The 21,912-nt window shown below is 71.9% G+C and carries 20 protein-coding genes; 7 read left to right on the top strand and 13 right to left on the bottom strand.

Annotated features, from left to right (window positions below; all coding sequences use genetic code 11):
* Window positions 1–42 precede the first annotated feature (42 nt).
* Window positions 43–894 (bottom strand): hypothetical protein, encoded by an 852-nt coding sequence (locus IF19_RS0102690; protein WP_030113715.1) that lies wholly within the window; start codon window positions 892–894, stop codon window positions 43–45.
* 483 nt (window positions 895–1,377) lie between these two features.
* On the opposite strand from IF19_RS0102690, the gene IF19_RS0102695 reads away from it, so the two are divergent.
* From IF19_RS0102695 to IF19_RS0102705, 3 genes are all read left to right on the top strand, one after another.
* Window positions 1,378–2,526: a class I SAM-dependent methyltransferase gene (locus IF19_RS0102695; protein ID WP_030275884.1), complete on the top strand. Its 1,149-nt coding sequence runs from the start codon at window positions 1,378–1,380 to the stop codon at window positions 2,524–2,526.
* 11 nt (window positions 2,527–2,537) lie between these two features.
* Window positions 2,538–3,200 (top strand): DUF1796 family putative cysteine peptidase, encoded by a 663-nt coding sequence (locus tag IF19_RS0102700; protein ID WP_050493669.1) that lies wholly within the window; start codon window positions 2,538–2,540, stop codon window positions 3,198–3,200.
* Between the two features lie 146 nt (window positions 3,201–3,346).
* Window positions 3,347–4,099, top strand: coding sequence for a PIG-L deacetylase family protein (locus IF19_RS0102705; protein ID WP_030113719.1), 753 nt, complete (start codon window positions 3,347–3,349; stop codon window positions 4,097–4,099).
* A 168-nt stretch (window positions 4,100–4,267) separates the two neighbouring features.
* Here IF19_RS0102705 and pssA read toward each other — a convergent pair whose 3' ends face one another.
* From pssA to IF19_RS0102745, 8 genes are all read right to left on the bottom strand, one after another.
* Entirely contained in the window at window positions 4,268–5,089 is an 822-nt protein-coding gene (gene pssA / locus IF19_RS0102710) for a CDP-diacylglycerol--serine O-phosphatidyltransferase (RefSeq protein ID WP_030113720.1), read from the bottom strand.
* Window positions 5,090–5,111: 22 nt separating this feature from the next.
* Window positions 5,112–5,759 (bottom strand): phosphatidylserine decarboxylase, encoded by a 648-nt coding sequence (locus IF19_RS0102715; RefSeq protein WP_030113721.1) that lies wholly within the window; start codon window positions 5,757–5,759, stop codon window positions 5,112–5,114.
* A gap of 180 nt (window positions 5,760–5,939) precedes the next feature.
* The gene (locus IF19_RS0102720; protein ID WP_030113722.1) at window positions 5,940–7,145 is read right to left on the bottom strand and encodes an acyl-CoA dehydrogenase family protein; all 1,206 of its coding nucleotides are present in this window, start codon (window positions 7,143–7,145) and stop codon (window positions 5,940–5,942) included.
* A 49-nt stretch (window positions 7,146–7,194) separates the two neighbouring features.
* Window positions 7,195–7,698, bottom strand: coding sequence for a MaoC family dehydratase (locus IF19_RS0102725; protein WP_030113723.1), 504 nt, complete (start codon window positions 7,696–7,698; stop codon window positions 7,195–7,197).
* A 2-nt stretch (window positions 7,699–7,700) separates the two neighbouring features.
* Window positions 7,701–8,675, bottom strand: coding sequence for an HpcH/HpaI aldolase/citrate lyase family protein (locus IF19_RS0102730; protein WP_030113724.1), 975 nt, complete (start codon window positions 8,673–8,675; stop codon window positions 7,701–7,703).
* Window positions 8,672–10,684: a protein meaA gene (locus tag IF19_RS0102735; protein ID WP_030113725.1), complete on the bottom strand. Its 2,013-nt coding sequence runs from the start codon at window positions 10,682–10,684 to the stop codon at window positions 8,672–8,674. Before IF19_RS0102735 ends, IF19_RS0102730 begins: the two co-directional genes overlap by 4 nt.
* Window positions 10,685–10,693: 9 nt before the next feature.
* Complete coding sequence (ccrA, locus tag IF19_RS0102740; RefSeq protein ID WP_030113726.1) at window positions 10,694–12,031, bottom strand: crotonyl-CoA carboxylase/reductase; 1,338 nt, start codon at window positions 12,029–12,031, stop codon at window positions 10,694–10,696.
* Between the two features lie 350 nt (window positions 12,032–12,381).
* Entirely contained in the window at window positions 12,382–13,179 is a 798-nt protein-coding gene (locus IF19_RS0102745; RefSeq protein WP_030113727.1) for a GNAT family N-acetyltransferase, read from the bottom strand.
* 153 nt (window positions 13,180–13,332) lie between these two features.
* Here IF19_RS0102745 and IF19_RS0102750 point away from each other — a divergent pair, with 153 nt between their 5' ends.
* Entirely contained in the window at window positions 13,333–14,115 is a 783-nt protein-coding gene (locus tag IF19_RS0102750) for a restriction endonuclease (protein ID WP_030113728.1), read from the top strand.
* A 147-nt stretch (window positions 14,116–14,262) separates the two neighbouring features.
* Here IF19_RS0102750 and IF19_RS0102755 read toward each other — a convergent pair whose 3' ends face one another.
* Window positions 14,263–15,075 carry a TetR family transcriptional regulator gene (locus IF19_RS0102755; protein ID WP_030190442.1) on the bottom strand — a complete coding sequence of 271 codons (813 nt, stop codon included), beginning with the start codon at window positions 15,073–15,075 and terminating at the stop codon, window positions 14,263–14,265.
* Window positions 15,076–15,166: 91 nt separating this feature from the next.
* Entirely contained in the window at window positions 15,167–16,948 is a 1,782-nt protein-coding gene (locus tag IF19_RS0102760) for a 3-hydroxyacyl-CoA dehydrogenase family protein (protein ID WP_030113730.1), read from the bottom strand.
* A gap of 399 nt (window positions 16,949–17,347) precedes the next feature.
* On the opposite strand from IF19_RS0102760, the gene IF19_RS0102765 reads away from it, so the two are divergent.
* Complete coding sequence (locus IF19_RS0102765; protein ID WP_202478645.1) at window positions 17,348–17,920, top strand: adenylosuccinate lyase; 573 nt, start codon at window positions 17,348–17,350, stop codon at window positions 17,918–17,920.
* A gap of 221 nt (window positions 17,921–18,141) precedes the next feature.
* Here the strand turns inward: IF19_RS0102765 and IF19_RS0102770 are convergent, their stop codons facing one another.
* Together IF19_RS0102770 and IF19_RS0102775 are read right to left on the bottom strand one after the other, a co-directional pair.
* The gene (locus IF19_RS0102770; RefSeq protein WP_030120851.1) at window positions 18,142–19,728 is read right to left on the bottom strand and encodes an alpha/beta hydrolase; all 1,587 of its coding nucleotides are present in this window, start codon (window positions 19,726–19,728) and stop codon (window positions 18,142–18,144) included.
* 224 nt (window positions 19,729–19,952) lie between these two features.
* Entirely contained in the window at window positions 19,953–20,993 is a 1,041-nt protein-coding gene (locus tag IF19_RS0102775; RefSeq protein ID WP_030113733.1) for an Rv2578c family radical SAM protein, read from the bottom strand.
* A gap of 120 nt (window positions 20,994–21,113) precedes the next feature.
* Here IF19_RS0102775 and IF19_RS0102780 point away from each other — a divergent pair, with 120 nt between their 5' ends.
* Window positions 21,114–21,368, top strand: coding sequence for a DUF6332 family protein (locus IF19_RS0102780; RefSeq protein ID WP_030113734.1), 255 nt, complete (start codon window positions 21,114–21,116; stop codon window positions 21,366–21,368).
* Between the two features lie 107 nt (window positions 21,369–21,475).
* A complete protein-coding gene (locus IF19_RS0102785) occupies window positions 21,476–21,868 on the top strand; it encodes a VOC family protein (protein WP_030275886.1) in 393 nt (130 codons plus the stop codon).
* The last annotated feature ends 44 nt before the right edge of the window (window positions 21,869–21,912 follow it).

Here is a 21,912-nt window from a genome sequence, read left to right on the forward strand (position 1 = left end):
TCTCGTCGCGGCCCGCGGTCACGTCGGCTCCCCGCCGCGCGGTCACTTCAGCTCCAGCTCGACGCGGTAGAGCACCTTCGCGCCGCCCTCGGCGGCGATCCGCAGCAGGTCGGTGTCGGTGTAGCCCTTCGCGCCCTTGACCGAGACGGCCGTCGTCACCGGGCCGATCCGGGACTTGGACCACACGTAGTCCTGGACCCCGCCCGACTCCGGGCCGCTGTACTTCCCCGCCTCGAACAGCGAGGCGTCCGCGTTGCGCACGTCCTTCTGATCGAACCGGAGCGACATCAGCCCGCTCAGCCGCTGCCCGCCGCCCAGTTCCTGGTCCGGGCAGCGGAAACTCTCCTGGACGGTGTCCTCGATCTCCCGGTCGGCCCCCGCCTCGGTCCGGTGCACGGTCACGGTCACCGCCCCCTGCACCCGGCCTTTGCCGCCCCGGGCCGGGATGTCGAGCCGCCGTGTGAAGCTGTCCAGGATTCCGGCGGGCAGCGCGGACCGGGTCCAGACGCAGGAGTCCGGGAGCACGGGCCAGCTGCCGCCGCTCTCGTACGGGGTGTGCCGCACCATGCCCGCCGTCCAGTCGTCCTCTCCGAGCGCGGCGCCACGGGTCAGTTTCCGCGCCTGGGCCGCGGTCTTCGGGACCCGGTCCGGGTTCGGCGTGAAGTCGTAGGCGCTGGGCAGCGCCCCCGGCAGTGTGGACTGCTTCGGGTCGGGCTTCTTCGACGCCCCCGTCTTCTCCCCGCCGGTCGCCGGGCCGCCCTGCCGCGCCGAGCCGCTCGGGTCGGGGCCCGGCCCGGACCGGTCCTTCGCGGACGAGCCGCCGCAGCCGGCCAGCAGCGCTCCCGCCGCCGCGACCGCCATCAGACGTGACCCCACCAGCATCAGCTTCCTCATCGGACCCCCCTGGCCCCACAGTCCGCGCCCGGCCGTCCTGGTCCGGGCGTCGGTTGCGAGGTGATTCTAGAAGCGGATCGCGCCATGGTGACGGGAAAACGCTACTCATCCCGGCGGCGCAACGGCTCATCGCACCCCGGGACTTCACCTCTGGCGCTCCGGCGCGTGCGGTGGTAGGCGCCGCGTGCGAACGACCCCGATGCGTGGCCGGATTTCGATGGTGGAATACGCGCGAGTAGCCGGTTCCGGAGCGGCGGCAGCGGGGGCTCGGGCGCCGCCCGGCCACGCGTCCGGGCCTCCATGATCGGCGGAAAATTGGTCTGGACCACCTGTCGCGGCGGTGGTTAGCTCGTTCCGGACTCGACGCCTTCGGGATCGCGTCCGCCCGCTTTCGCCCATATGTGGCCGGAGTTCGCCCGAGCCGGGCCGAACCCCGCCCGTCCGCCGCCCAGCTCTGTTGCGCTCTGCTGAGGGGATCCTTCCGTGATCGACATCGTGGCGGTACTCAGGGCCGAGGACGCGGCCCTGGACTTCCTCTCCGTACTCGGTGAGGAGCAGCACGAGACCCACATCCTGTGCGGCGACACCGGGGAGCGACTGGTGCTCCCCGCCGGCCGCCCGCTCGCCGACCGACTGGACGCCCTCGCCCCGCTGGTACGGCCGGTCGACGAGGACGCCGCGTCCCCGGGGGTCGAGGCCCTGGCCGCCCTCGTGGAGACGTCCGCCGGGGGAGGGCCCGCCCGCCTCTGGACCCACTCGCCCGCCGACACCCGGCGCAGCCGCGGCCGCCTCGGCCGGGACGCCGCCGACGCCGCCGGGGGCCGCCCCGTCCTGCACGCCGTCGGCCACTCCCCGTACCTCCAGTTCATCAGCGACCTGGACCGGCCCCTTGACCGCGCCGGGGTCGCCGCCAAACTCGCCTTCGTCAACCGGCACTGCGGTCATCTGCTCCGCACCGCGTCGGAGGAGCACGTCGTGCGGACCGGGCGGGTTCACGCCACCGAACGCTTCTTCGCGGCCGGCCCCGAGGAGCGCGAGCGGCTCTTCGCCCTCCTGGCCAGCCTCGACGAGGACGCCGCCACGGTGGACGACCCGTGGGAGTTCACCACCTCCGCGTACGAGGCGGAGCGGCTGGACACCACCGTCGCCTGGATCGCCTCGCACTGCCCGCCCGACAGCGGACCCCTGGTCGAGGTCGGCGCCTGCGAGGGGGCCCTCACCACCCGGCTCGTGGACAAGGGGTTCACCGTCCACGCGACCGAACCCAACGCGGCCTTCCGCCACCGGCTCGCCGCCCGCGCCGGCGGGGCGGCCCGCGTCCACCCGGAGTCCCTGGAGGAACTGGCCGCCCGCCCCGCCCTCCCCGGCGCCGCCTACCTCCTCATCGAGATGCTCTACTACGGCCAGGACCCCGGCCTGCTCGACCGGCTCCCCGCCGACCTCGTCTTCGTCGCCCTGGAACCGGAGACGCTCGCCGCCACCCTGACCCCCTGGCTGCAACGCACCCCGCACTGGGAGAAGGCGGACGAGAGGCCGCTCGTCGCCCCGGCCCTGGAAGCCGTCTGCGGCGGCCGCGCCTACCTGAGCAAACGCGGCTCCATCGGCGTCCTGCTGCGGCGCACCGGCGGCTGACGGGATCCGCGATGTACGACGTCTGCGTCGGCCTCGGCTACCACTGCGAGTCGACCTACCAGCTCCGCCGCGTCACCGGCGTCGAGCGGGCGCACTTCTTCGACTGGCTCGACCTCGACCTCGCCGCCGTACGGGAGGTCATCGCGGCCGACTTCGCCAACGTCCTCCGCCCCGGCCGGTGCGAACCGTTCAGCGACGGCGCCTGCGTACGGGACCGGGACTCGAACATCCGCTTCTTCCACGACTTCCACGCCCCGGCCGGCGCGCCCCTGACACCGGAGCTCATCGCCGGGCAGTACGACGCGGTCCGGGCCAAGTTCCACCACCTCGCCACCCGCTGGCGCACCCTGACCGCCTCCCGCTCCCGGGTCCTCTACGTCCACCAGGACGCGTTCGACGAGAGCGGCGCCCCGGAGCTGACCGCCCTGCACACGCTGTTGCGCACCCGTTACCCGGACCACGTCTTCGACCTGCTGTGGCTGCGCCGTACGCCCCCGGCCGACGCCGCCGACCTGCCGCCCGGTGTCCTGTGGGGCACGGTCCCCCTCGTCCCGGGCCGCTGGGAGGGCGACGACGCGGCCTGGGACGCCGTCCTGGCCCCGCTGGACATCCCGCGCGCCGCCGGGGCCCCGGCCGGCCCTGAGCCCCAGCGCACTGAGCCCGATCGTTCCTGAGCCCGCCACCCCTTGAGCCCCACCGTCCGGGGCCTGACCGACCTGGGTCCGCCACCCCTTGAGCCCGACCGCCCTGGGCCCGATCGCGGCCCGCCGCCGTGACGCCCCGCCCGAAGCCGTTCCGCCCGCACCCCTCCGGAGGACCCGTGCCCGCCGCCGTACCCCCGCCCTGGCGCACCGTCGTCATCTCGCCGCACTTCGACGACGCCGCGCTCTCCCTCGCCGGGCTGCTGCCCGCCCTGCCCGGACCGCTCGCCGTGGTCACCGTCCACGGCGGCGCACCGGCCCCCGGACTGCCCGTCTCGGGATGGGACGCGCTCTGCGGCTTCGGCTCCGCCCGGGAGGCGTACGAGGCACGCCGCTCCGAGGACGCCCGCTCCTGCGCCCTCCTCGGGGCCGAGCAGGTCCTCATCGACCACCCCGACGGCCCGTACGTCCGCGAGGGCGACGAACCGGCCGGCCTCGACCCCCTGCTGCGCTCGCTGGCCCCCGGCACCCGGGTCCTCGTCCCCCTCGCCACCAACCAGCCGGACCACGAGGCCGTACGGCTGCGCGCCCAGCGGGTCCTCGCCGAGGCGGGAGCCCCCGAGCCCTGGGTCTACGCGGATCTGCCCTACACCGGCCACCTGCCGGAGTGGGGCACCCCCGGGGCGAGCGCCGCACTCGCCGCCAGCGAGAAGTGGGGGACCGCCTACCAGCGGCTGGACCGTACCCACCGGCTCACCGTCCGCCACGAGCTGACGCTCTCCGACGAGCAGTGGGCCGCCAAGCGCGAGGCCGTCCTCTGCCACGCCTCCCAGCTCGCCGCCCTCGCCCCCGCCCACGGCGCCTTCCTGGACCGCGAGGGGCCCCTGCGCACCGAGCTGATCTGGTCCGCGGAGCCCCGCGCCACCGCCTGAACCGCCGCGACGGCAGGGCAGGCCCGAAGGGGCGCGGGAGCCCGAAAACGCCTCAGAGCCCGAAAACGCCTCAGAGCCCGAAAACGCCTCAGAGCCCGAAAACGCCTCAGGGCCCGGATGCCGAAGCATCCGGGCCCTGAGGACCTGCTGTACCGCAGTGACCGCCCGCTACGGGAGCTGAGCCGCCCGCGCCTCGCGCCGGTTGTCACGGAACGTGTTCACCCGTCGCGCCGTCGCGAACAGCGGGATCACCGCGCCGAGCACGACCTGGAGCGCGCAGCCCGTCTGGAGCAGCAGCTGGCCGCCCGGAGCGTCGAACGCCCACGCGGCGAGCAGCCCCATCGCGCCCACGATCCAGCTGAGCATCGCCACCGCGAGGATGCCCCGCGGCTTCGGGTACTCCACCCGGCTCACCATCAGCCACGCCACTCCGATGATCGCGAGCAGCGTCGGGATGAAGGGCAGCTCCAGGAGCACGATCGAGACGACCGTCAGCGCTCCGAAGGGGCTCGGCATGCCCTGGAACATGCCGTCCTTCAACGTCACGCAGGAGAATCTGGCCAGCCTGAGCACCACCGCCAGCAGGACCACGATCGCCGCCAGCGCCGACACCCGCTGATGGGCGTCGTCGGCGACCATGCCGTACACGAGCACGAAGTAGGCCGGCGCGAGCCCGAAGCTGATGAGGTCCGAGAGGTTGTCCAGCTCGGCGCCCATCGGCGAGGACCGCAGCTTGCGCGCCACGAGTCCGTCGAACAGGTCGAAGATCGCGGCCATCAGCATGAGGATCACCGCGGTCGCGGCCGAGTGACGGGCCATGCCCGACTCGTCGCTGCCCGTGAGGTGCGGGATCAGGATGCCGGTGGTGGTGAAGTACACCGCCATGAACCCGCACGTCGCGTTGCCGAGCGTCAGCGTGTCCGCTATCGACAGCCGCATCGACAGCGGCATGTCCTCCGCGCTGTCGTTCTCCTCGTCGGCCTCCGGCACCCAGCCGGCCTTGGTATCAGGATCAATCACGGTCAATTCGAGTCACCCCCGCGGTAGTGGCCTGGCCGACCTCGACCGCGACATCGATCCCTTCCGGGAGGTAGATGTCCACACGCGAGCCGAAGCGGATCAGGCCGATGCGCTCGCCCTGCTCCACCTTCGTGCCCTGAGGGACGTACGGCACGATCCGACGGGCGACCGCTCCCGCGATCTGCACCATCTCGATGTCGCCGAGCTCGGTGTCGAAGTGCCAGACAACGCGCTCGTTGTTCTCGCTCTCCTTGTTGAACGCCGGGACGAACCCGCCCGGGACGTGCTCGACCAACGTCACCGTGCCGGCCAGCGGCGCACGGTTGACGTGGACGTTGAGCGGGCTCATGAAGATCGCGACGCGGGTGCGCCCGTCCTTCCACGGCATGATGCTCTGCACCACGCCGTCGGCCGGGGAGATGACCCGGCCCTCGGAGATCTCGCGCTCGGGGTCACGGAAGAACCACAGCATGCCCGCCGCGAGCGCGGTGGTGGGCACAGCCGCTGCTGCCCAGCGCCCCGACGTGCGGGCGCGGGCCAGGCTGAGGGCTGCGGTGGCGACGGTCGGCAGGAGCCACGGAGATGCTCCGCGGGCGATGCGGACCCCGCCGCGGGATGCGGAGGAAGTGCTGTCGGGCATGGATGACCTTCGTAGCGGATGATGCCGCGCTGGCAACGGGGGACGGCGGCTTTCCGAAGATGCTATCGGTTGCCGGGCGCAACTGGGCAAGCCAGCAGCCGAGTCGGACTGTCGAACGCCGCCCGTCGAGGGTGACCCGGTGTGATGTTCTTCGCCACCAAATCACCCTAGAACGGACAATCAGCCCTGGATTCGGTACTCCTCCAGGAGTCGCCGGCCAATGATCATTTTCTGGATCTCGGCGGTACCTTCACCGATCAGCAGCATCGGCGCCTCGCGGTAGAGGCGCTCGATCTCGTACTCCTTGGAGAAGCCGTAGCCGCCGTGGATACGGAAGGCGTCCTCGACGACTTCCTTGCAGTATTCGGAGGCGAGGTACTTCGCCATCCCTGCCTCCAGGTCGTTCCGTTCCCCGGAGTCCTTTTTGCGTGCCGCATTGACCATCATCGCATGAGCGGCCTCGACCTTGGTGGCCATTTCGGCCAGTTTGAACTGGATCGCCTGGTGCTGGGCGATCGGCTTGCCGAAGGTGTGGCGCTGCTGTGCGTACGAAACGCCCAGCTCGAACGCACGCTGTGCGACGCCGCAGCCACGTGCCGCGACATTCACGCGACCGACCTCGACGCCGTCCATCATTTGGTAAAACCCGCGGCCCGTCGTGCCCCCGAGGACACGATTGGCCGGAATGCGCAGGTCGTCCATGATGAGCTCGGTCGTGTCGACGCCCTTGTAGCCCATCTTGTCGATCTTCCCGGGGATGGTCAGGCCGGGCCTGACCTCTCCGAAGCCGGGCTCCTTCTCCACCAGGAAGGTCGTCATCGACTTGTGCGGCGCGGTCCCCTCGGGGTGGCCTTCGTCACTCCGGGCCAGCACGGCCACCAGCGTGGACGTCCCGCCGTTCGTCAGCCACATCTTCTGGCCGTTGAGAACGTACTCCTCGCCGTCCTTCACGCCCTTCGACGAGATCGCGGAGACGTCCGAGCCGAGCGCCGGCTCGGACATCGAGAAGGCGCCGCGCACCTCTCCCAGCGCCATCCGCGGCAGGAAGGTGTCCTTCTGCTCCTGGGTGCCGTGCTGCTTGAGCATGTAGGCCACGATGAAGTGCGTGTTGATGATGCCCGACACGCTCATCCAGCCGCGCGCGATCTCCTCCACGCACAGCGCGTAGGTGAGCAGCGACTCACCCAGACCCCCGTACTCCTCGGGGATCATCAGTCCGAACAGGCCGAGTTCCTTGAGCCCCTCGACGATCTCCGTCGGGTACTCGTCGCGGTGCTCCAGCCCGGTCGCGACCGGAATGATCTCCTTGTCGACGAAATCCCGGACGGTGGCGAGGATCTCCCGCTGTACGTCGTTCAGACCGGCGGTCTGGGCGAGTCGCGTCATGGCTGCTTCTCCTGTGGCTTCACGCGGACGGCCGCACGGCCGCGCACGGTTAGTTGGACGGCGTCGGGCGGCCGGGCTGCTCGCCGCCGCGCTCCTTGATGTACGTCTCGGTGGGGACCATCACCTTGCGCCGGAAGACGCAGACCACGGTGCCGTCCTGCTTGAACCCCCGGGTCTCCACGTACACGATCCCGCGGTCGCTCTTGGACTTCGACGGCGTCTTGTCCAGCACGGTCGTCTCGCCGTAGATCGTGTCGCCGTGGAAGGTCGGCGCGATGTGCTTGAGCGATTCGACCTCCAGGTTGGCGATGGCCTTCCCGGAGACGTCCGGCACCGACATGCCGAGCAGCAGCGAGTAGACGTAGTTGCCGACGACGACGTTCTTCCCGAAGTCGGTCGTCTTCTCCGCGTAGTTGCTGTCCATGTGCAGCGGGTGGTGGTTCATGGTCAGCAGACAGAAGAGGTGGTCGTCGTACTCCGTGACCGTCTTTCCGGGCCAGTGCTTGTAGACGGCGCCGACCTCGAACTCCTCATACGTGCGTCCGAACTGCATGATCACGCCTCCGGGGCTTCGAACTTGGAGGTGCGCTGCATCCCGGCCGCGCGGCCCTTGCCCGCGATGACGAGGGCCATCTTGCGGCTGGCCTCGTCGATCATCTCGTCGCCGAGCATCGCGGAGCCCTTCTTGCCGCCCTCCTCCGAGGTGCACCAGTCGTAGGCGTCGAGGATCAGCTCCGCGTGGTCGTAGTCCTCCTGCGAGGGCGAGAACACCTCGTTGGCCGCGTCCACCTGGCCCGGGTGCAGCACCCACTTGCCGTCGAAGCCCAGGGCGGCGGCGCGGCCGGCCACCTCGCGGTAGGCGTCCACGTCGCGGATCTGGAGGAACGGGCCGTCGATCGCCTGGAGGTCGTGGGCGCGGGCGGCCATGAGGATGCGCATCAGGATGTAGTGGTAGGCGTCCGCCGGGTAGCCGGGCGGCTGCTGGCCGACGACCAGGGTCTTCATGTTGATCGACGCCATGAAGTCGGCCGGGCCGAAGATCAGCGTCTCCAGACGGGGCGAGGCGGCGGCGATCTCGTCGATGTTCACCAGGCCCTTGGCGTTCTCGATCTGCGCCTCGATGCCGATCTTCCCGACCTCGAAGCCCATCGTCTTCTCGATCTGGGTCAGCAGCAGGTCCAGCGCCACGACCTGCTGGGCGTCCTGGACCTTCGGCAGCATGATGCAGTCGAGGTTGGGGCCCGCGCCCTCGACGACCGTGACGACGTCGCGGTACGTCCAGTGCGTGGTCCAGTCGTTGACCCGCACGACCCGGGTCTTGCCGCTCCAGTCGCCGTTGTTGAGCGCGTCCACGATGTGGTGGCGGGCGCCCTCCTTGGCGAGCGGCGCGCAGGCGTCCTCCAGGTCGAGGAAGACCTGGTCGGCCGGGAGCCCCTGGGCCTTCTCCAGGAAGCGAGGGTTGGAGCCCGGCACGGCCAGGCACGAGCGACGCGGGCGCAGGCGGTTGACCGAGGGGGTGGGCGTGGTCATGCGGGGACCTCCAGAGGGTCGAGCTTGTTCGCTGTCCGGATCTCGTCGACGATACGGCCGATGATCTCCGTGATGCCGAAGTCCTTCGGGGTGAAGACGGCGGCCACTCCGGCTTCGATGAGGGCGGTGGCGTCGGCCGGCGGGATGATGCCGCCCGCGATCACCGGGATGTCCGGCGCACCGGCTTCCCGCAGCCGGTGCAGCACGTCGGGGACCAGCTCCGCGTGCGAGCCTGACAGGATGGACAGGCCCACGCAGTGCACGTCCTCGGCGAGCGCCGCGTCGGTGATCTGCTCGGGGGTCAGCCGGATGCCCTGGTAGACCACCTCGAACCCGGCGTCCCTGGCCCGTACGGCGATCTGCTCGGCGCCGTTGGAGTGCCCGTCCAGGCCCGGCTTGCCGACCAGCAGGCGCAGCCGGCCGACGCCCAGGTCGGCAGCGGTCCGGGTGACCTTCTCGCGGACCAGGGCGAGCGTGCTGCCCGGCTCGGCGGCGACCGCGACCGGGGCCGAGGAGACCCCGGTGGGGGCGCGGAACTCGCCGAAGACGTCCCGCAGCGCCCAGGACCACTCGCCGGTGGTGACGCCCGCGCGGGCGCACTCGACGGTCGCCTCCATCATGTTCTCCGTGCCCGCCGCGGCCTTCTTCAGCGCGGCCAGCGCCTCCGAGGCGCGCGCCTCGTCGCGGTTGTCGCGCCACTCGTGCAGGGCGGCGACGACCCGGGCCTCGTTCTCGGGGTCGACCGTCATGATCGCGCCGTCGAGGTCGGAGGTGAGCGGGTTGGGCTCGGTGGACTCGTAGATGTTGACGCCGACGATCTTCTCCTCGCCGCCCTCGATCCGGGCCCGCCGGGCCGCGTGCGAGGAGACCAGCTCGGACTTGAGGTAGCCGGACTCGACGGCCGCCATCGCGCCGCCCATCTGCTGGATCCGGTCGATCTCGGCCAGCGACTCCTCGACCAGGGCGTCCACCTTGGTCTCGACGACGTGCGAACCGGCGAAGATGTCCTCGTACTCCAGCAGATCGCTCTCGTGGGCCAGCACCTGCTGGATGCGGAGCGACCACTGCTGGTCCCAGGGGCGGGGGAGCCCCAGCGCCTCGTTCCAGGCCGGCAGCTGCACCGCGCGGGCCCGGGCGTCCTTGGAGAGGGTGACGGCCAGCATCTCCAGCACGATGCGCTGGACGTTGTTCTCCGGCTGCGCCTCGGTCAGGCCGAGGGAGTTGACCTGGACGCCGTAGCGGAAGCGGCGCTGCTTGTCGTTGGTGATGCCGTACCGCTCGCGGGTGACGCGGTCCCAGATGCGGCCGAAGGCGCGCATCTTGCACATCTCCTCGATGAAGCGGACGCCCGCGTTCACGAAGAACGAGATGCGGGCGACCACGTCACCGAACTTCTCCTCGGGCACCTGGCCCGAGTCGCGGACCGCGTCGAGCACCGCGATGGCGGTCGACATGGCGTACGCGATCTCCTGGACCGGGGTGGCCCCCGCCTCCTGGAGGTGGTAACTGCAGATGTTGATCGGGTTCCACTTGGGGATGCGGTTGACCGTGTACGTGATCATGTCCGTGGTCAGCCGCAGCGAGGGCACCGGCGGGAAGACGTGCGTCCCGCGCGAGAGGTACTCCTTCACGATGTCGTTCTGCGTCGTCCCCTGGAGCTTGGCGGTGTCGGCCCCCTGCTCCTCCGCGACCACCTGGTACAGCGCCAGCAGCCACATGGCGGTCGCGTTGATCGTCATCGAGGTGTTCATCTGCTCCAGGGGGATGTCCTGGAACAGCCGCCGCATGTCACCGAGGTGAGAGACGGGAACACCGACACGGCCCACCTCGCCGCGGGCGAGGATGTGGTCCGGGTCGTATCCGGTCTGCGTCGGCAGATCGAAGGCGACCGAGAGACCCGTCTGGCCCTTGGCGAGGTTGCGGCGGTACAGCTCGTTGGACGCCTCGGCGGTCGAGTGACCGGCGTACGTCCGCATGAGCCAGGGCCGGTCCTTCTGACGTTCGTTCATCGGAGAACCTCAGACGTTGCGGAAGCGGTTGATGGCGTCGATGTGCTGCTCGCGCATTTCCTGGTCGCGCACGCCCAGGCCCTCGCGGGGGGCCAGGGCCAGGACGCCGACCTTGCCCTGGTGGAGGTTGCGGTGGACGTCGTACGCCGCCTGGCCCGTGTCCTCCAGGGAGTACGTCTTGGAGAGCGTCGGGTGGATCTTGCCCTTGGCGATGAGGCGGTTGGCCTCCCACGCCTCGCGGTAGTTGGCGAAGTGGGAGCCGATGATGCGCTTGAGGGACATCCACAGGTAGCGGTTGTCGTACTCGTGCATGTAGCCCGAGGTGGAGGCGCAGGTGGTGATGGTGCCGCCCTTGCGGGTGACGTAGACCGAGGCGCCGAAGGTCTCGCGGCCCGGGTGCTCGAAGACGATGTCGATGTCCTCGCCGCCGGTGAACTCGCGGATGCGCTTGCCGAAGCGCTTCCACTCCCTCGGGTCCTGGGTGCGCTCGTCCTTCCAGAACTTGTAGCCCTCGGCGTTGCGGTCGATGACCGCCTCCGCGCCCATGGACCGGCAGATCTCGGCCTTCTCCGGGGAGGAGACGACGCAGATCGGGTTGGCGCCGCCGGCCAGCGCGAACTGGGTGGCGTACGAGCCGAGTCCGCCGCTGGCGCCCCAGATCAGCACGTTGTCGCCCTGCTTCATACCCGCGCCGTTGCGCGAGACGAGCTGGCGGTACGCGGTCGAGTTGACCAGCCCCGGGGCGGCGGCCTCCTCCCAGCTGAGGTGGGCCGGCTTCGGCATCAGCTGGTTGGACTTGACGAGGGCGATCTCCGCCAGGCCGCCGAAGTTCGTCTCGAAGCCCCAGATCCGCTGCTCCGGGTCGAGCATCGTGTCGTTGTGGCCGTCGGAGGACTCCAGTTCGACCGAGAGGCAGTGCGCGACGACCTCGTCGCCCGGGTTCCAGGCGTTCACGCCGGGACCGGTGCGCAGGACGACGCCCGCCAGGTCGGAGCCGATGACGTGGTACGGCAGGTCGTGGCGCTTGGTCAGCTCGCTGAGCTTCCCGTACCGCTCCAGGAAGCTGAACGTCGAGACCGGCTCGAAGATCGAGGTCCAGACGGAGTTGTAGTTCACGGAGCTGGCCATGACGGCGACGAGGGCCTCGCCGGGGCCGAGTTCGGGGACCGGGACGTCGTCCAGGTGGATCGACTTGCGGGGGTCCTTGTCGCGGGACTCCAGTCCCGCGAACATCTCCGCCTCGTCCTTGTGCACGGTGATCGCGCGGTAGGACTCGGGGAGGGACAGGGCCGCGAAGTCCGCGGCGGTGCTGTCCTGCGACTGAATCGCGTCCAGGATTTCCTTCACGGTGTTGCCTCCGATGGTGCGCGTCGAGGGAACGCTTGAGGGGCCCTGCTGGCAGGGGGTGCGGTGTGGAGGTGTTGCCGTCGGTTCGGCGGGTGGAGCTTCGGCTTTGCTCGGGTGGAGCAGAAGGGTGCCTGTGACGCAGGCGTCCGGGCGCGCAGCACGGTGGTTGCGGGGACAGCCGGCGTACGTGAGATCCCAGCACGCCGGCCGCCCGGACACCCTCAACGTATGGCACTCCGTGACACCTGACAAGGCACCCAGTGCCAACAATTTCTCTCACTTGTCATCTCGTGGGCACGCATGAGCAACACGATGGGCGTTACGAGACGTTCTGTCCTGCTGGCAGGCGGTCAGCGAGACCGGCGGTACACATACGGCGTCGTCGTCCCGAGCACCGAGAAGCCGAGCCGGACCAGGATCGGCGCGGACATGGCGCTCGCGTCGACCTGGAGGAAGCGGTAACCCCGCTCGGCGGCGATCCGCGCCCGGTGGGCGACCAGGGCCCGGTAGAGGCCCCTGCCCCGCCACGCGGCGACGGTGCCGCCGCCCCACAGCCCGCAGAAGCCCGTACCGGGGTACAGCTCCATCCGCGCCGAGCTGACCGGCTCCCCGCCGGCCAGGGCCACCAGCGCCACGGTCTGCTCGGGGGCCCGCTCCAGCCGCGTCAGCACCTGGTGGCGCAGCCGCCCCGCGTCCGTGCCGAACGCCCGCTCGTGGGCCAGCGCCATCAGCTCCACCCCCGCCGCGTCGGTCACCGGCCGCAGCTCGACCCCCTCGGGCGGCTCCGCACCGGGCAGCGCGGTCAGCGCCTCGACCGGGGCGGCCAGCAGGGTCTCCGGCGGCTCGGCCGCGAAACCGGCCGCCCGCAGCCGTTCCCCCAGGTCGGCCGGGTCGTCGTGGGAGTAGAGCTTCCACTCGAACTCCGGGTGGCCGAGCCCTTCCCAGTACGCGATCTGGGCCGTGATCGCCGCGTCGGCCCCCGCCGCGCCCAGGCCCGGCTCGGACCACACCACCCCGTTCCAGTCGTCGGGCCCGCCCGCCTGGCGGACCACGGGCCCGGCACGCTCGACGCGTACGCCGGGCCCGTCCGGGCGGGCACGCTCCCGCAGCTCGCGGTCGAACAGGTCACGGATCTCGTCAGGTCGCATCCGCGCACCTCAGCACGGCGACGCCCGGCGGACCAGCCGATTTCGTCCGACGCCGGGCCGCACACCCCGCCGGACGCGTCGAAAGCGCGGCACGGGGCACACGGCCGACACCAAGTGATCTTGAAGCGAGCCGGGAACAGGGGTGGGGCACCGATGGCGATACCGATGGGCCGCAGACGGGGCGACGGGCAGCGGCGAGCCTCCTTCGACCTGCGGCGCACCTCCTTCGGCTTCGCCCTCGTCGCCCTGATCGTCGCGGGCGGCGGCGTGACGCTGCGGGCGGCCTGGCACAGCGCCGTCCGTCACCCGTTCCTCGCCGCCCTCGTGGTCCTCCCGCTGCTGGCCGGGGCCTACCTGGTGCTGCGCCGCCGCCGGCGCGCCCGCCGCGTCGCGGAGGCCGTCACCGAGGCCGCGTACGGCATCGTCGAGGTCGGTCTCGCGGAACTGGACGCCGCCGAGGCGGCCCGCGCCGAGGCCCGCCTCGCACCCCCGGAGCCGACCGGGCACCCCGTCGACTACTCCCAGCTGGACCCGTATGCGTTCGAGGAGGCCGTCGCCGAACTCTGCCGCCGCGACGGCTGCGCCGACGCCGAGGTGGTGGGCGGCGCGGGCGACCTGGGCGCCGACGTGGTGGGCACCACCCCCGACGGCCGCCGCCTGGTCGTCCAGTGCAAGCGCTACGGACCGGAGAACCGGGCGGGCTCCCAGGACCTCCAGCGCTTCGGCGGCACCTGCTACGCCGTGCACGCGGCGGATGTGGCGCTCGTCGTCTCCACCGGCGGCTTCACCGAGCCCGCCCTCGACTACGCCGAGCAGTGCGCCATCCTCTGCTACGGCCCCGAGGAGCTGGCCGCCTGGAGCGAGGGCGGCGCGCCCCCGCCCTGGGAGGCCCTGGCCCCCGCCGAGAGGCCGGACGCGGGCGTCGGCGGCCTGTGAACACGCCGGGGCCAGGTCCTTGAGCGGGTCCGTCGGGGTCAGCGGTCCCGGAACGGGCGCGTCGGGGGCGGCGGTCCCGGAACGAGCGGTACGGGGCAGCGGCCCTGCCAGGGGCAGCGGCCTGCCGGGCCAGCGGAACCGCCGGGGTCAGCGGTCCTTGAGCGCCTGCTGGATCGTCCGCATGACCTCGTCCAGCGGTGCGTCGGTACGCGCCACCGCCACGAGCACCTCGCCGTCCGCCGCCACCGAGGCGGCCGGCCGCTCCGGCTCGCTCCCCGCGGTGCGGCCCGCCCCGATACCGGTGCCGAAGGTGTCCCGGACGATGGCGAAGGCACGGTCGAGCTGCGCCTCCACATCGCCCTGGCCGCCCGCCCGCAGCCAGCGGCGCAGCACATGGTTGTGCGCGGTGACCACAGCGGACGCGGCGACCTCCGCGAGCAGCGGGTCGTCGTTGCCCACATGGTGGTCGCGCTCGTCGAAGTGGCCCAGCAGATAACGGGTGAACAACCGCTCGTAGCGGGCCACCGACGCGATCTCGGCCTCCCGGAGGGTCGGCACCTCGCGGGTGAGCTTGTAGCGGGCCACGGAGACGGCGGGCTTGGCCGCGTACATCTTCATGACCTCCTTGATGCCCCGGCAGACCGTGTCGAGCGGATGCTCGTGCGCGGGGGCGGCGTTGAGGACCGCCTCGGCCCGGACGAGGGTGTCGTCGTGGTCCGGGAAGATGGCCTCTTCCTTGGAGCGGAAGTGGCGGAAGAAGGTCCTGCGGGCGACGCCCGCGGCGCCCGCGATCTCGTCGACGGTGGTCGCCTCGTAGCCCTTCGTGGCGAAGAGCTCCATCGCGGCGGCGGCCAGTTCACGGCGCATCTTGAGCCGTTGGGCGGCCGCCCGCGTCCCCGCGGTGGTCTCCGGGGCGTCGGTCGCGGCGGTGGCACGGGGGGACTTGGCGGGCTGGGACATGGCATGAACGTAACCCATCGGTGCAGGAGAGCGCGCCTGCGGGGGCGGGCCGCCGGACGGTCCCAGCAGCCCGCCCCACCCGGCACCCGGGTCAGCGACGGGCATATTCGCGGAAGCCGCGACCCGTCTTGCGACCGAGGCAGCCCGCGGCGACCAGGTGCTCCAGCAGCGGCGCGGGCGCCAGGCCCGGGTCGCGGAACTCCTGGTGCAGCACCTTCTCGATCGCCAGCGAGACGTCCAGGCCGACCACGTCGAGCAGTTCGAACGGGCCCATCGGGTAGCCGCCGCCCAGCTTCATCGCCGCGTCGATGTCGTCCAGCGAGGCGTAGTGCTGCTCGACCATCTTGATCGCGTTATTGAGGTACGGGAACAGCAGCGCGTTCACGATGAACCCGGCCCGGTCCCCGCAGTCCACCGGATGCTTCCGGATCTTCGCGCAGACCGCGCGGACCGTGGCGTGCACGTCGTCGGCGGTCAGGACGGTGCGGACCACCTCGACCAGCTTCATCGCGGGCGCCGGGTTGAAGAAGTGCATCCCGACGACGTCCTCGGGGCGGGTGGTCGCCCGTGCGATGGCGACGACCGGCAGCGAGGAGGTGGTGGTGGCCAGGACCGCGCCCGGCCGGCAGACCTTGTCCAGCGCGGCGAACAGCTGCTGCTTGACCTCCAGGTCCTCGGCGACCGCCTCGACCGCGAGGTCGACCTCGGCGAACGCGTCCAGCGAACCGGTCGCCGTGATCCGGGCGAGCGTCTCGTCGCGCGCCTCCGCGCTCAGCCGCCCCTTGGCCACCGACCGCTCCAGGGACTTCGCGATCCGCCCCTTGGCGAGGTCCGCCTTCTCCTGGCTCCGGGCCGCCAGCACCACGCCGTACCCGGCCTTCGCGAAGACCTCCGCGATCCCGGACGCCATGGTTCCGGAGCCCGCGACGCCCACCGACGCCACCGCGCGCCCCGCACCCGCCTCGGTGTCGGCCGCCGGGGTCAGCGCGTCCGGCACCACGTCCTGGCCGCCCGGCGCGTCGTACGTGTAGAAGCCGCGCCCGGCCTTGCGCCCGGTCAGACCGGCGCTGCTGAGCTGGCCGAGGACGGGCGCCGGGGCGTGCAGCCGGTCGTGGGACTCGGCGTACATGGCCTCCAGGACCGTCCGCGCGGTGTCGATCCCGATCAGGTCGAGCAGCGCCAGGGGGCCCATCGGCAGCCCGCAGCCCAGCTTCATCGCCGCGTCGATGTCCTCGCGGGAGGCGTAGTTCGCCTCGTACATCGCGGCGGCCTGGTTGAGGTAGCCGAAGAGCAGCCCGTCCGCGACGAACCCCGGCCGGTCGCCGACCGCGACCGGCTCCTTGCCCAGCTCCCGGGCGAGCGCGGTGACGGCCTCGACGGCGGGCGGCGCGGTCAGCACCGAGGAGACGACCTCGACCAGCTTCATCGCGGGCGCCGGGTTGAAGAAGTGCAGGCCGAGCACGCGCTCGGGGCGCTGCGACTCGGCGGCCAGCCGGGTCACCGACAGGGCGTTGGTGCCGGTGGCCAGGATCGCGGTGGGGGAGACGACCGCGTCGAGCTCCCGGAACACCTGCTGCTTGATCTCGTACGTCTCGGGCACCACCTCGATGACCAGGTCGGCGTCGGCGGCGGCGCTGAGGGAGTCCGACGTACGGAACCGGGCGAGCGCGGCGGTCCGCTCCTGCTCGGTGATCCGCCCGCGGCTCACGGCTCGCGCGGTGGACGCTTCGAGGGAGGCGACGGCCCCGAGGGCGGCGGTCTCGCTGATGTCGATGCCGATGACGTCGCGGCCCGCACGGGCGAGGACCTCGGCGATGCCGGCGCCCATGGTGCCGAGGCCGACGACGGCGATGGTGGAGAGAGGGGTGTCCATCACGGGACTCCAGGGTGAGTGACGACTGTGGGAGCACGGCGCGCGCGGCGATGAGGGAGCGGCGCGTGGCGTACGGGGCCGCGCGGCCGCGGAGCACGGCGTGCGGGGCGTACGGGAGCTGCGTGTCGTGGAGCACGGGGCCGGGGCGCGAGGAGCGTGCGCCCGGCCGTGAGGGGTGACGGACTCTGTCCCGGAGTCGCGTCGCACAGGAAGCCGAACCGACGAGCACTCCGGGTGGCTGCGTCACCAGGCCACCGGAGCCTGCGGGGAGTGTGCCCCGCTCAGATGAGATTAACCGGCGGGTAACGAGCGCGCCACCCCTGGATTCATGTGCCCTGGACCACACGGACTCCGTCAACTCGGGTCGTACGCAGCGTGTTCGTCGATACGCTGAGCGTCATGGATGAGGAGTTCCGTTCACTCATGGACCGGCTGGAGCCCGAGTCGGCCGGGTCGCCGCAGTACGCACGCCTCGTCGCCGCCGAGGACCCGGAGGAGCTGGCCCGGGTCCTGGTGGAACCGCACCAGCCGCTGTGGGCCCGGGAGATGGCCGCCTTCCGGCTCGGGTGCGCGGGGGACCGGCGGGCCTTCGAGGCGCTGGTGCTCCTGCTCAACCACCGCGACCCGGAGCGCTGCGTCTCCGCCGCGTACGCCCTGTACCTCCTGGACGACCCGCGTACGCCGCGCGCGGCAGCCGCGCTCGCCACCAACGCCTTGCGCACCGCGTACGCCCTCCACCCGGTGCGCCTGCTCACCGACCTGCGGGCCCCCGAGTCGGTCCCCGCCCTGGTGGAGACCCTCAGCCGGCTGCTGGCCCCCGGCGAGCCCCACTGGCGCGTCGCCCTCGCCTGCGTGGAGGGCCTCGGCAGGCTCGCCGACGAACAGGCCCGCCCGGTCCTCACGGCGGCGCTCCCGCACCCCCGCATCGGCGCGGCCGCGGCGGCGGCGCTCAGCCGGCTGCCGGGGGAGTGAGCGGAGGGGGCGTGCGCCGGTCGCCGGGGGGGGGCGTGGGTGGAGGGGCCGGGCGGGCTCGGGCTGCCGGGGAGTGAGCGCGGGCCGCCCCCGCACCCGGAGAGGAACCCGGCTGCGGGGGCGGCCCGTTCGGGGCGGACAACCCCTCGGCTCGGACGGCCCTCCGGCTCGGAAGGGCCCTTCGGCTCGGGAGAGCCGTTCGGCTCAGGCGGTGTCTCGGCTCAGGGGCGGAAGCCGAGGAGGCCGTGCAGTCGACTGCCCTCGCTGTTGTCCACCGACTGGGCCGCCGCCTTCTCGGCCGGCAGCGGCTTCGGCTCCGGAAGGGCGGCGCAGACCGCGTCCGCCTCGCCCCGGCCGCGCGGGACGGTCCCGTCGGTCAGATAGGCCGTCAGATGCTTGTCCAGGCAGGCGTTGCCGCTCAGCGTGATGCCGTGGTTGCCGCCGCCCTCCTCCACGACGAGGCTGGAGCCCTTCAGCTTGCGGTGCATGCTGACCGCGCCGCCGTAGGGGGTCGCCGCGTCGTCGGTGGCCTGGAAGATGAGCGCCGGGGGCAGCTGCCGGTTGTTCACCGGGAGCGGGCGCAGCGGTGGCACCGGCCAGTCCGCGCACGGCGCGTTGTACCAGGTGTTGTTCCAGGTCATGAACGGCGCCTTCTTGTGGATGCGCCGGCTGTCGTTGCGCCAGGTGCTCCAGTGCTCGGGCCAGCCGGCGTCACGGCACTGGACGGCGGTGTAGACCGAGTAGCCGTTGTCGCCGCTCGCGTCGGTCGCGCCGAAGTTCTCGTACACCTCGACCAGCGCCTCGGCGTCCCGGTCCTTCACGTACGCGGCGAACGCCTCGGCGAGATACGGCCAGTAGCCGTTGTAGTAGCCACCGGGCAGGAAGGTGTCCTCCAGTTCGCTCGCGCCGACCGTGCCGCCCGCGGGCTCGCGCGCCACGTCCGCCCGCATCCGGTACCAGGCGGCCTCGACGCGGGCCGGGTCGGTGCCCAGGCCGTACGCGGCGTCGTTCTTCGCGACCCAGGCGGCGAACGCCTTGTGCCGGTCGTCGAAGGCGTGGTCCTGGCCGAGGTTGCCCTCGTACCAGACGTCGTCCGGATCGACGACGGAGTCCAGGACCAGGCGGCGCACCCGCTCCGGGTGGAGCTTGGCGTAGACCGCGCCGAGGTAGGTGCCGTAGGAGTAGCCGAAGTAGTTGATCTGCCGCGAGCCCAGCGCCCGGCGGATCACGTCGAGGTCCTCGGCCGCGCTGACCGTGTCCATGTACGGCAGCACGTCGCCGTGCTTCTCGCCGCAGGCACGGGCGAACGCCTTGGCCCGGTCCCGGTTGACCCGCTCGGCCCGGTACGAGGTGGGCACCGTGTCCGGACGCACCGGGTCGAAGTGGCCGGGCACGCAGTTCAGCGCCGGAGTGCTCGTGCCGACCCCGCGCGGGTCGAAACCGATCACGTCGTACTGGGCCGCCACCTTCTTCGGCAGCGACGAGGCCACGAATCCGGCCATGGACAGACCGCTGCCGCCCGGTCCGCCCGGGTTGACCAGCAGCGGCCCCTGGGACTTCTTCGCGGTGTGCGGAACGCGGGACAGGGCGAGCGTGATCTGGCGGCCGGAGGGGCGGCGGTGGTCCAGCGGGGCGCGGACCTTCGCGCACTGGAGCCTCGGGGAGCTCTCGGTGGGGCAGTCGGTCCACTTCAGCTTCGGGGCGGGCGGCGCGCTCGCGGCGGTGGCGGCGGCCGGACCGGGCGCGGCGGTCAGCAGACCGGCGACGGTCGCACCGACGGCGACCAGAATTCCTGCACGTTTCGTCATGGGGCCTCCCGGAGTGGCGGGACGCGGCGCCGGATCACCGGTCCCCGCCGCATGCTCCCCGAATCGCGGGGCGGAAGGGCCCGTTCCGCGCGGATTCGACCCGTACGGTCACGCCATCGGCCGCACGAGCCGAGCCGCCCCGGGGCTCGTGCCCGGTCCCTTCTCGCGGCGGTGGCACCGATCGCGCAGGCCCGCGGTACGCCCCGGACCCTCTCGTCGAGTCGTCAGAGCAGGGTCAGCTGGGTCGGGCCGGACTCCGGGGTGGCGGCCGGCTCGGACGGAGCCGGGGGGATACGGCGCGCCTCGCCGCGGTGGGCGGGGCCGATCCCGTACGCGTCCGCCAACTCGTGCACCTGACGGGTGATCCGGCGCTGGTACCAGGTGGGGGCGTACGCCCCGCCCGCGTACATCCGCTCGTAGCGCTCCACCAGCCGCGGGTGGTGCTGCCCCAGCCAGTGCAGGTACCACTCGCGCGCGCCGGGGCGCAGATGCAGGACGAGCGGGGTCACCGAGGTGGCCCCCGCGTCCGCGATGGCCGCGACGGTGGCCCGCAACTGCTCCGGGCGGTCGCCGAGGAAGGGGATGACCGGGGCCATGAGGACCGAACAGCCGATCCCGGCGTCGGTGAGGGCGCGCACCACGTCCAGCCGCCGCTCGGGGGCGGGGGTGCCCGGCTCGACCGTGCGCCACAGCTCCCGGTCGGTGAAGCCCACGGAGACCGAGACCCCGACCTCGGCCACCTCGGCGGCCCGGCGCAGCAGATCCAGGTCGCGCAGGATCAGCGTGCCCTTGGTCAGGATGGAGAACGGGTTCGCCCGGTCGCGGAGGGCGGAGATGATCCCCGGCATGAGCCGGTACTTCCCCTCCGCCCGCTGGTAGCAGTCGACGTTCGTCCCCATGGCGATGTGCTCGCCCCGCCAGTGCCGGGAGGCCAGCTCGCGCTGGAGCAGCTCGGCGGCGTTGGTCTTGACGACGATCTGCGAGTCGAACCCGATGCCGGTGTCCAGGTCCAGATAGCTGTGGGTCTTGCGGGCGAAGCAGTACACGCAGGCGTGCGTGCAGCCCCGGTAGGGGTTCACCGTCCATTCGAACGGCATCCGCGAGGCCCCGGGCACCCGGTTCAGGATCGAACGGGCCCGGATCTCGTGGAAGGTGATGCCTCGGAATTCGGGGGTGTCGAACGTGCGCGTGGTCACCGCGTCCGCGGCGAAGAGCGCGCTGTTCCCGGCCGTCGAGTTCTTCTCGACCAGATTGTCCCAGCGCATGGACGCCTCCTCGGTTGCACTCCTCGCAGAATAGAACATGTGTTCCCATGATCGTGCGGAACGGCCCGCCGGGCGTGTGCGCGGGACGCGTGGGGTGGACCGCGGTGCGAGACTTCCGGCATGGACATGGGGCGTGAGTCGCGGTGGGAGAAGGGCGCGATGACGGTGGAGATCGTCTTCGCCCTGGTGACCGCGGCCGTCCTCGCGGCGGCGGTCTTCGCCGTGGCCCTGGCCCTCTCGCTCGTTCTCGGCCTCTCCGCGGCGGCGTCCGAAGGCGTGCGGACGGCCGGAGCCCTGGTGGGAGCGGCTGCCGGAGCGGTGCGTCCGGTGCGGGTGCTGTACCGCTTCGACGCGGAGCGCCGCAAAGGCCACTGACGGCCGGCGGCCCCGGACGGCGGTGTCCTCGGTGAACGGAGGGCCACGGCCGTAGGGGCTAGCGTGTCATCGCCCACGAACCGCGATGCGACCCGGAGGTCCCGCCCATGGCCGGCAAGTTCACCGAACTCGCGATCGACTGCGCCGACCCCGCCGCACTCGCCCGCTTCTGGTGCGCGGTCCTCGACTACGAGGTGCTGGAGGAGGACGAGGAAGAGGGCGTCGTCAGCATCGGCTCGCCCGCCGTGCCCGAGGGGAAGAGCCGGCCGGGGCCGGTACCGCCGACGCTGACCTTCGCCCGCGTCCCCGAGGGGAAGACCGTCAAGAACCGCCTCCACATCGACATCAACCCCACCGACCGCGAGCAGGCCGATGAGGTCGAACGGCTGCTCGCCCTCGGCGCCCGCCGCGCCGACGTCGGCCAGGGCGAGACACGCTGGACCGTCCTCACCGACCCCGAGGGCAACGAATTCTGCGTCCTCGCGACCCGCTGCCCCTGACCCCGCACCACCCCCGATTTTGAGCGGTCGTACCCGAGGTGGTT

It is taken from the genome of Streptomyces californicus (assembly GCF_000717645.1).
Lineage (GTDB): Bacteria > Actinomycetota > Actinomycetes > Streptomycetales > Streptomycetaceae > Streptomyces > Streptomyces californicus.

What these genes read in the sequence shown, in the direction of transcription:
- IF19_RS0102745 (WP_030113727.1), bottom strand. Translation starts at nt 13,179, where the DNA reads ATGCGACCTGACGAGATCCGTGACCTGTTCGACCGCGAGCTGCGGGAG.
- IF19_RS0102755 (WP_030190442.1), bottom strand. Translation starts at nt 15,075, where the DNA reads ATGTCCCAGCCCGCCAAGTCCCCCCGTGCCACCGCCGCGACCGACGCC.
- IF19_RS0102730 (WP_030113724.1), bottom strand. Translation starts at nt 8,675, where the DNA reads ATGACCACGCCCACCCCCTCGGTCAACCGCCTGCGCCCGCGTCGCTCG.
- IF19_RS0102725 (WP_030113723.1), bottom strand. Translation starts at nt 7,698, where the DNA reads ATGCAGTTCGGACGCACGTATGAGGAGTTCGAGGTCGGCGCCGTCTAC.
- IF19_RS0102785 (WP_030275886.1), top strand. Translation starts at nt 21,476, where the DNA reads ATGGCCGGCAAGTTCACCGAACTCGCGATCGACTGCGCCGACCCCGCC.
- IF19_RS0102760 (WP_030113730.1), bottom strand. Translation starts at nt 16,948, where the DNA reads ATGGACACCCCTCTCTCCACCATCGCCGTCGTCGGCCTCGGCACCATG.
- IF19_RS0102775 (WP_030113733.1), bottom strand. Translation starts at nt 20,993, where the DNA reads ATGCGCTGGGACAATCTGGTCGAGAAGAACTCGACGGCCGGGAACAGC.
- IF19_RS0102750 (WP_030113728.1), top strand. Translation starts at nt 13,333, where the DNA reads ATGGCGATACCGATGGGCCGCAGACGGGGCGACGGGCAGCGGCGAGCC.
- IF19_RS0102715 (WP_030113721.1), bottom strand. Translation starts at nt 5,759, where the DNA reads ATGCCCGACAGCACTTCCTCCGCATCCCGCGGCGGGGTCCGCATCGCC.
- IF19_RS0102700 (WP_050493669.1), top strand. Translation starts at nt 2,538, where the DNA reads ATGTACGACGTCTGCGTCGGCCTCGGCTACCACTGCGAGTCGACCTAC.
- IF19_RS0102780 (WP_030113734.1), top strand. Translation starts at nt 21,114, where the DNA reads ATGGACATGGGGCGTGAGTCGCGGTGGGAGAAGGGCGCGATGACGGTG.
- IF19_RS0102765 (WP_202478645.1), top strand. Translation starts at nt 17,348, where the DNA reads ATGGATGAGGAGTTCCGTTCACTCATGGACCGGCTGGAGCCCGAGTCG.
- IF19_RS0102720 (WP_030113722.1), bottom strand. Translation starts at nt 7,145, where the DNA reads ATGACGCGACTCGCCCAGACCGCCGGTCTGAACGACGTACAGCGGGAG.
- IF19_RS0102770 (WP_030120851.1), bottom strand. Translation starts at nt 19,728, where the DNA reads ATGACGAAACGTGCAGGAATTCTGGTCGCCGTCGGTGCGACCGTCGCC.
- IF19_RS0102735 (WP_030113725.1), bottom strand. Translation starts at nt 10,684, where the DNA reads ATGAACGAACGTCAGAAGGACCGGCCCTGGCTCATGCGGACGTACGCC.
- IF19_RS0102690 (WP_030113715.1), bottom strand. Translation starts at nt 894, where the DNA reads ATGAGGAAGCTGATGCTGGTGGGGTCACGTCTGATGGCGGTCGCGGCG.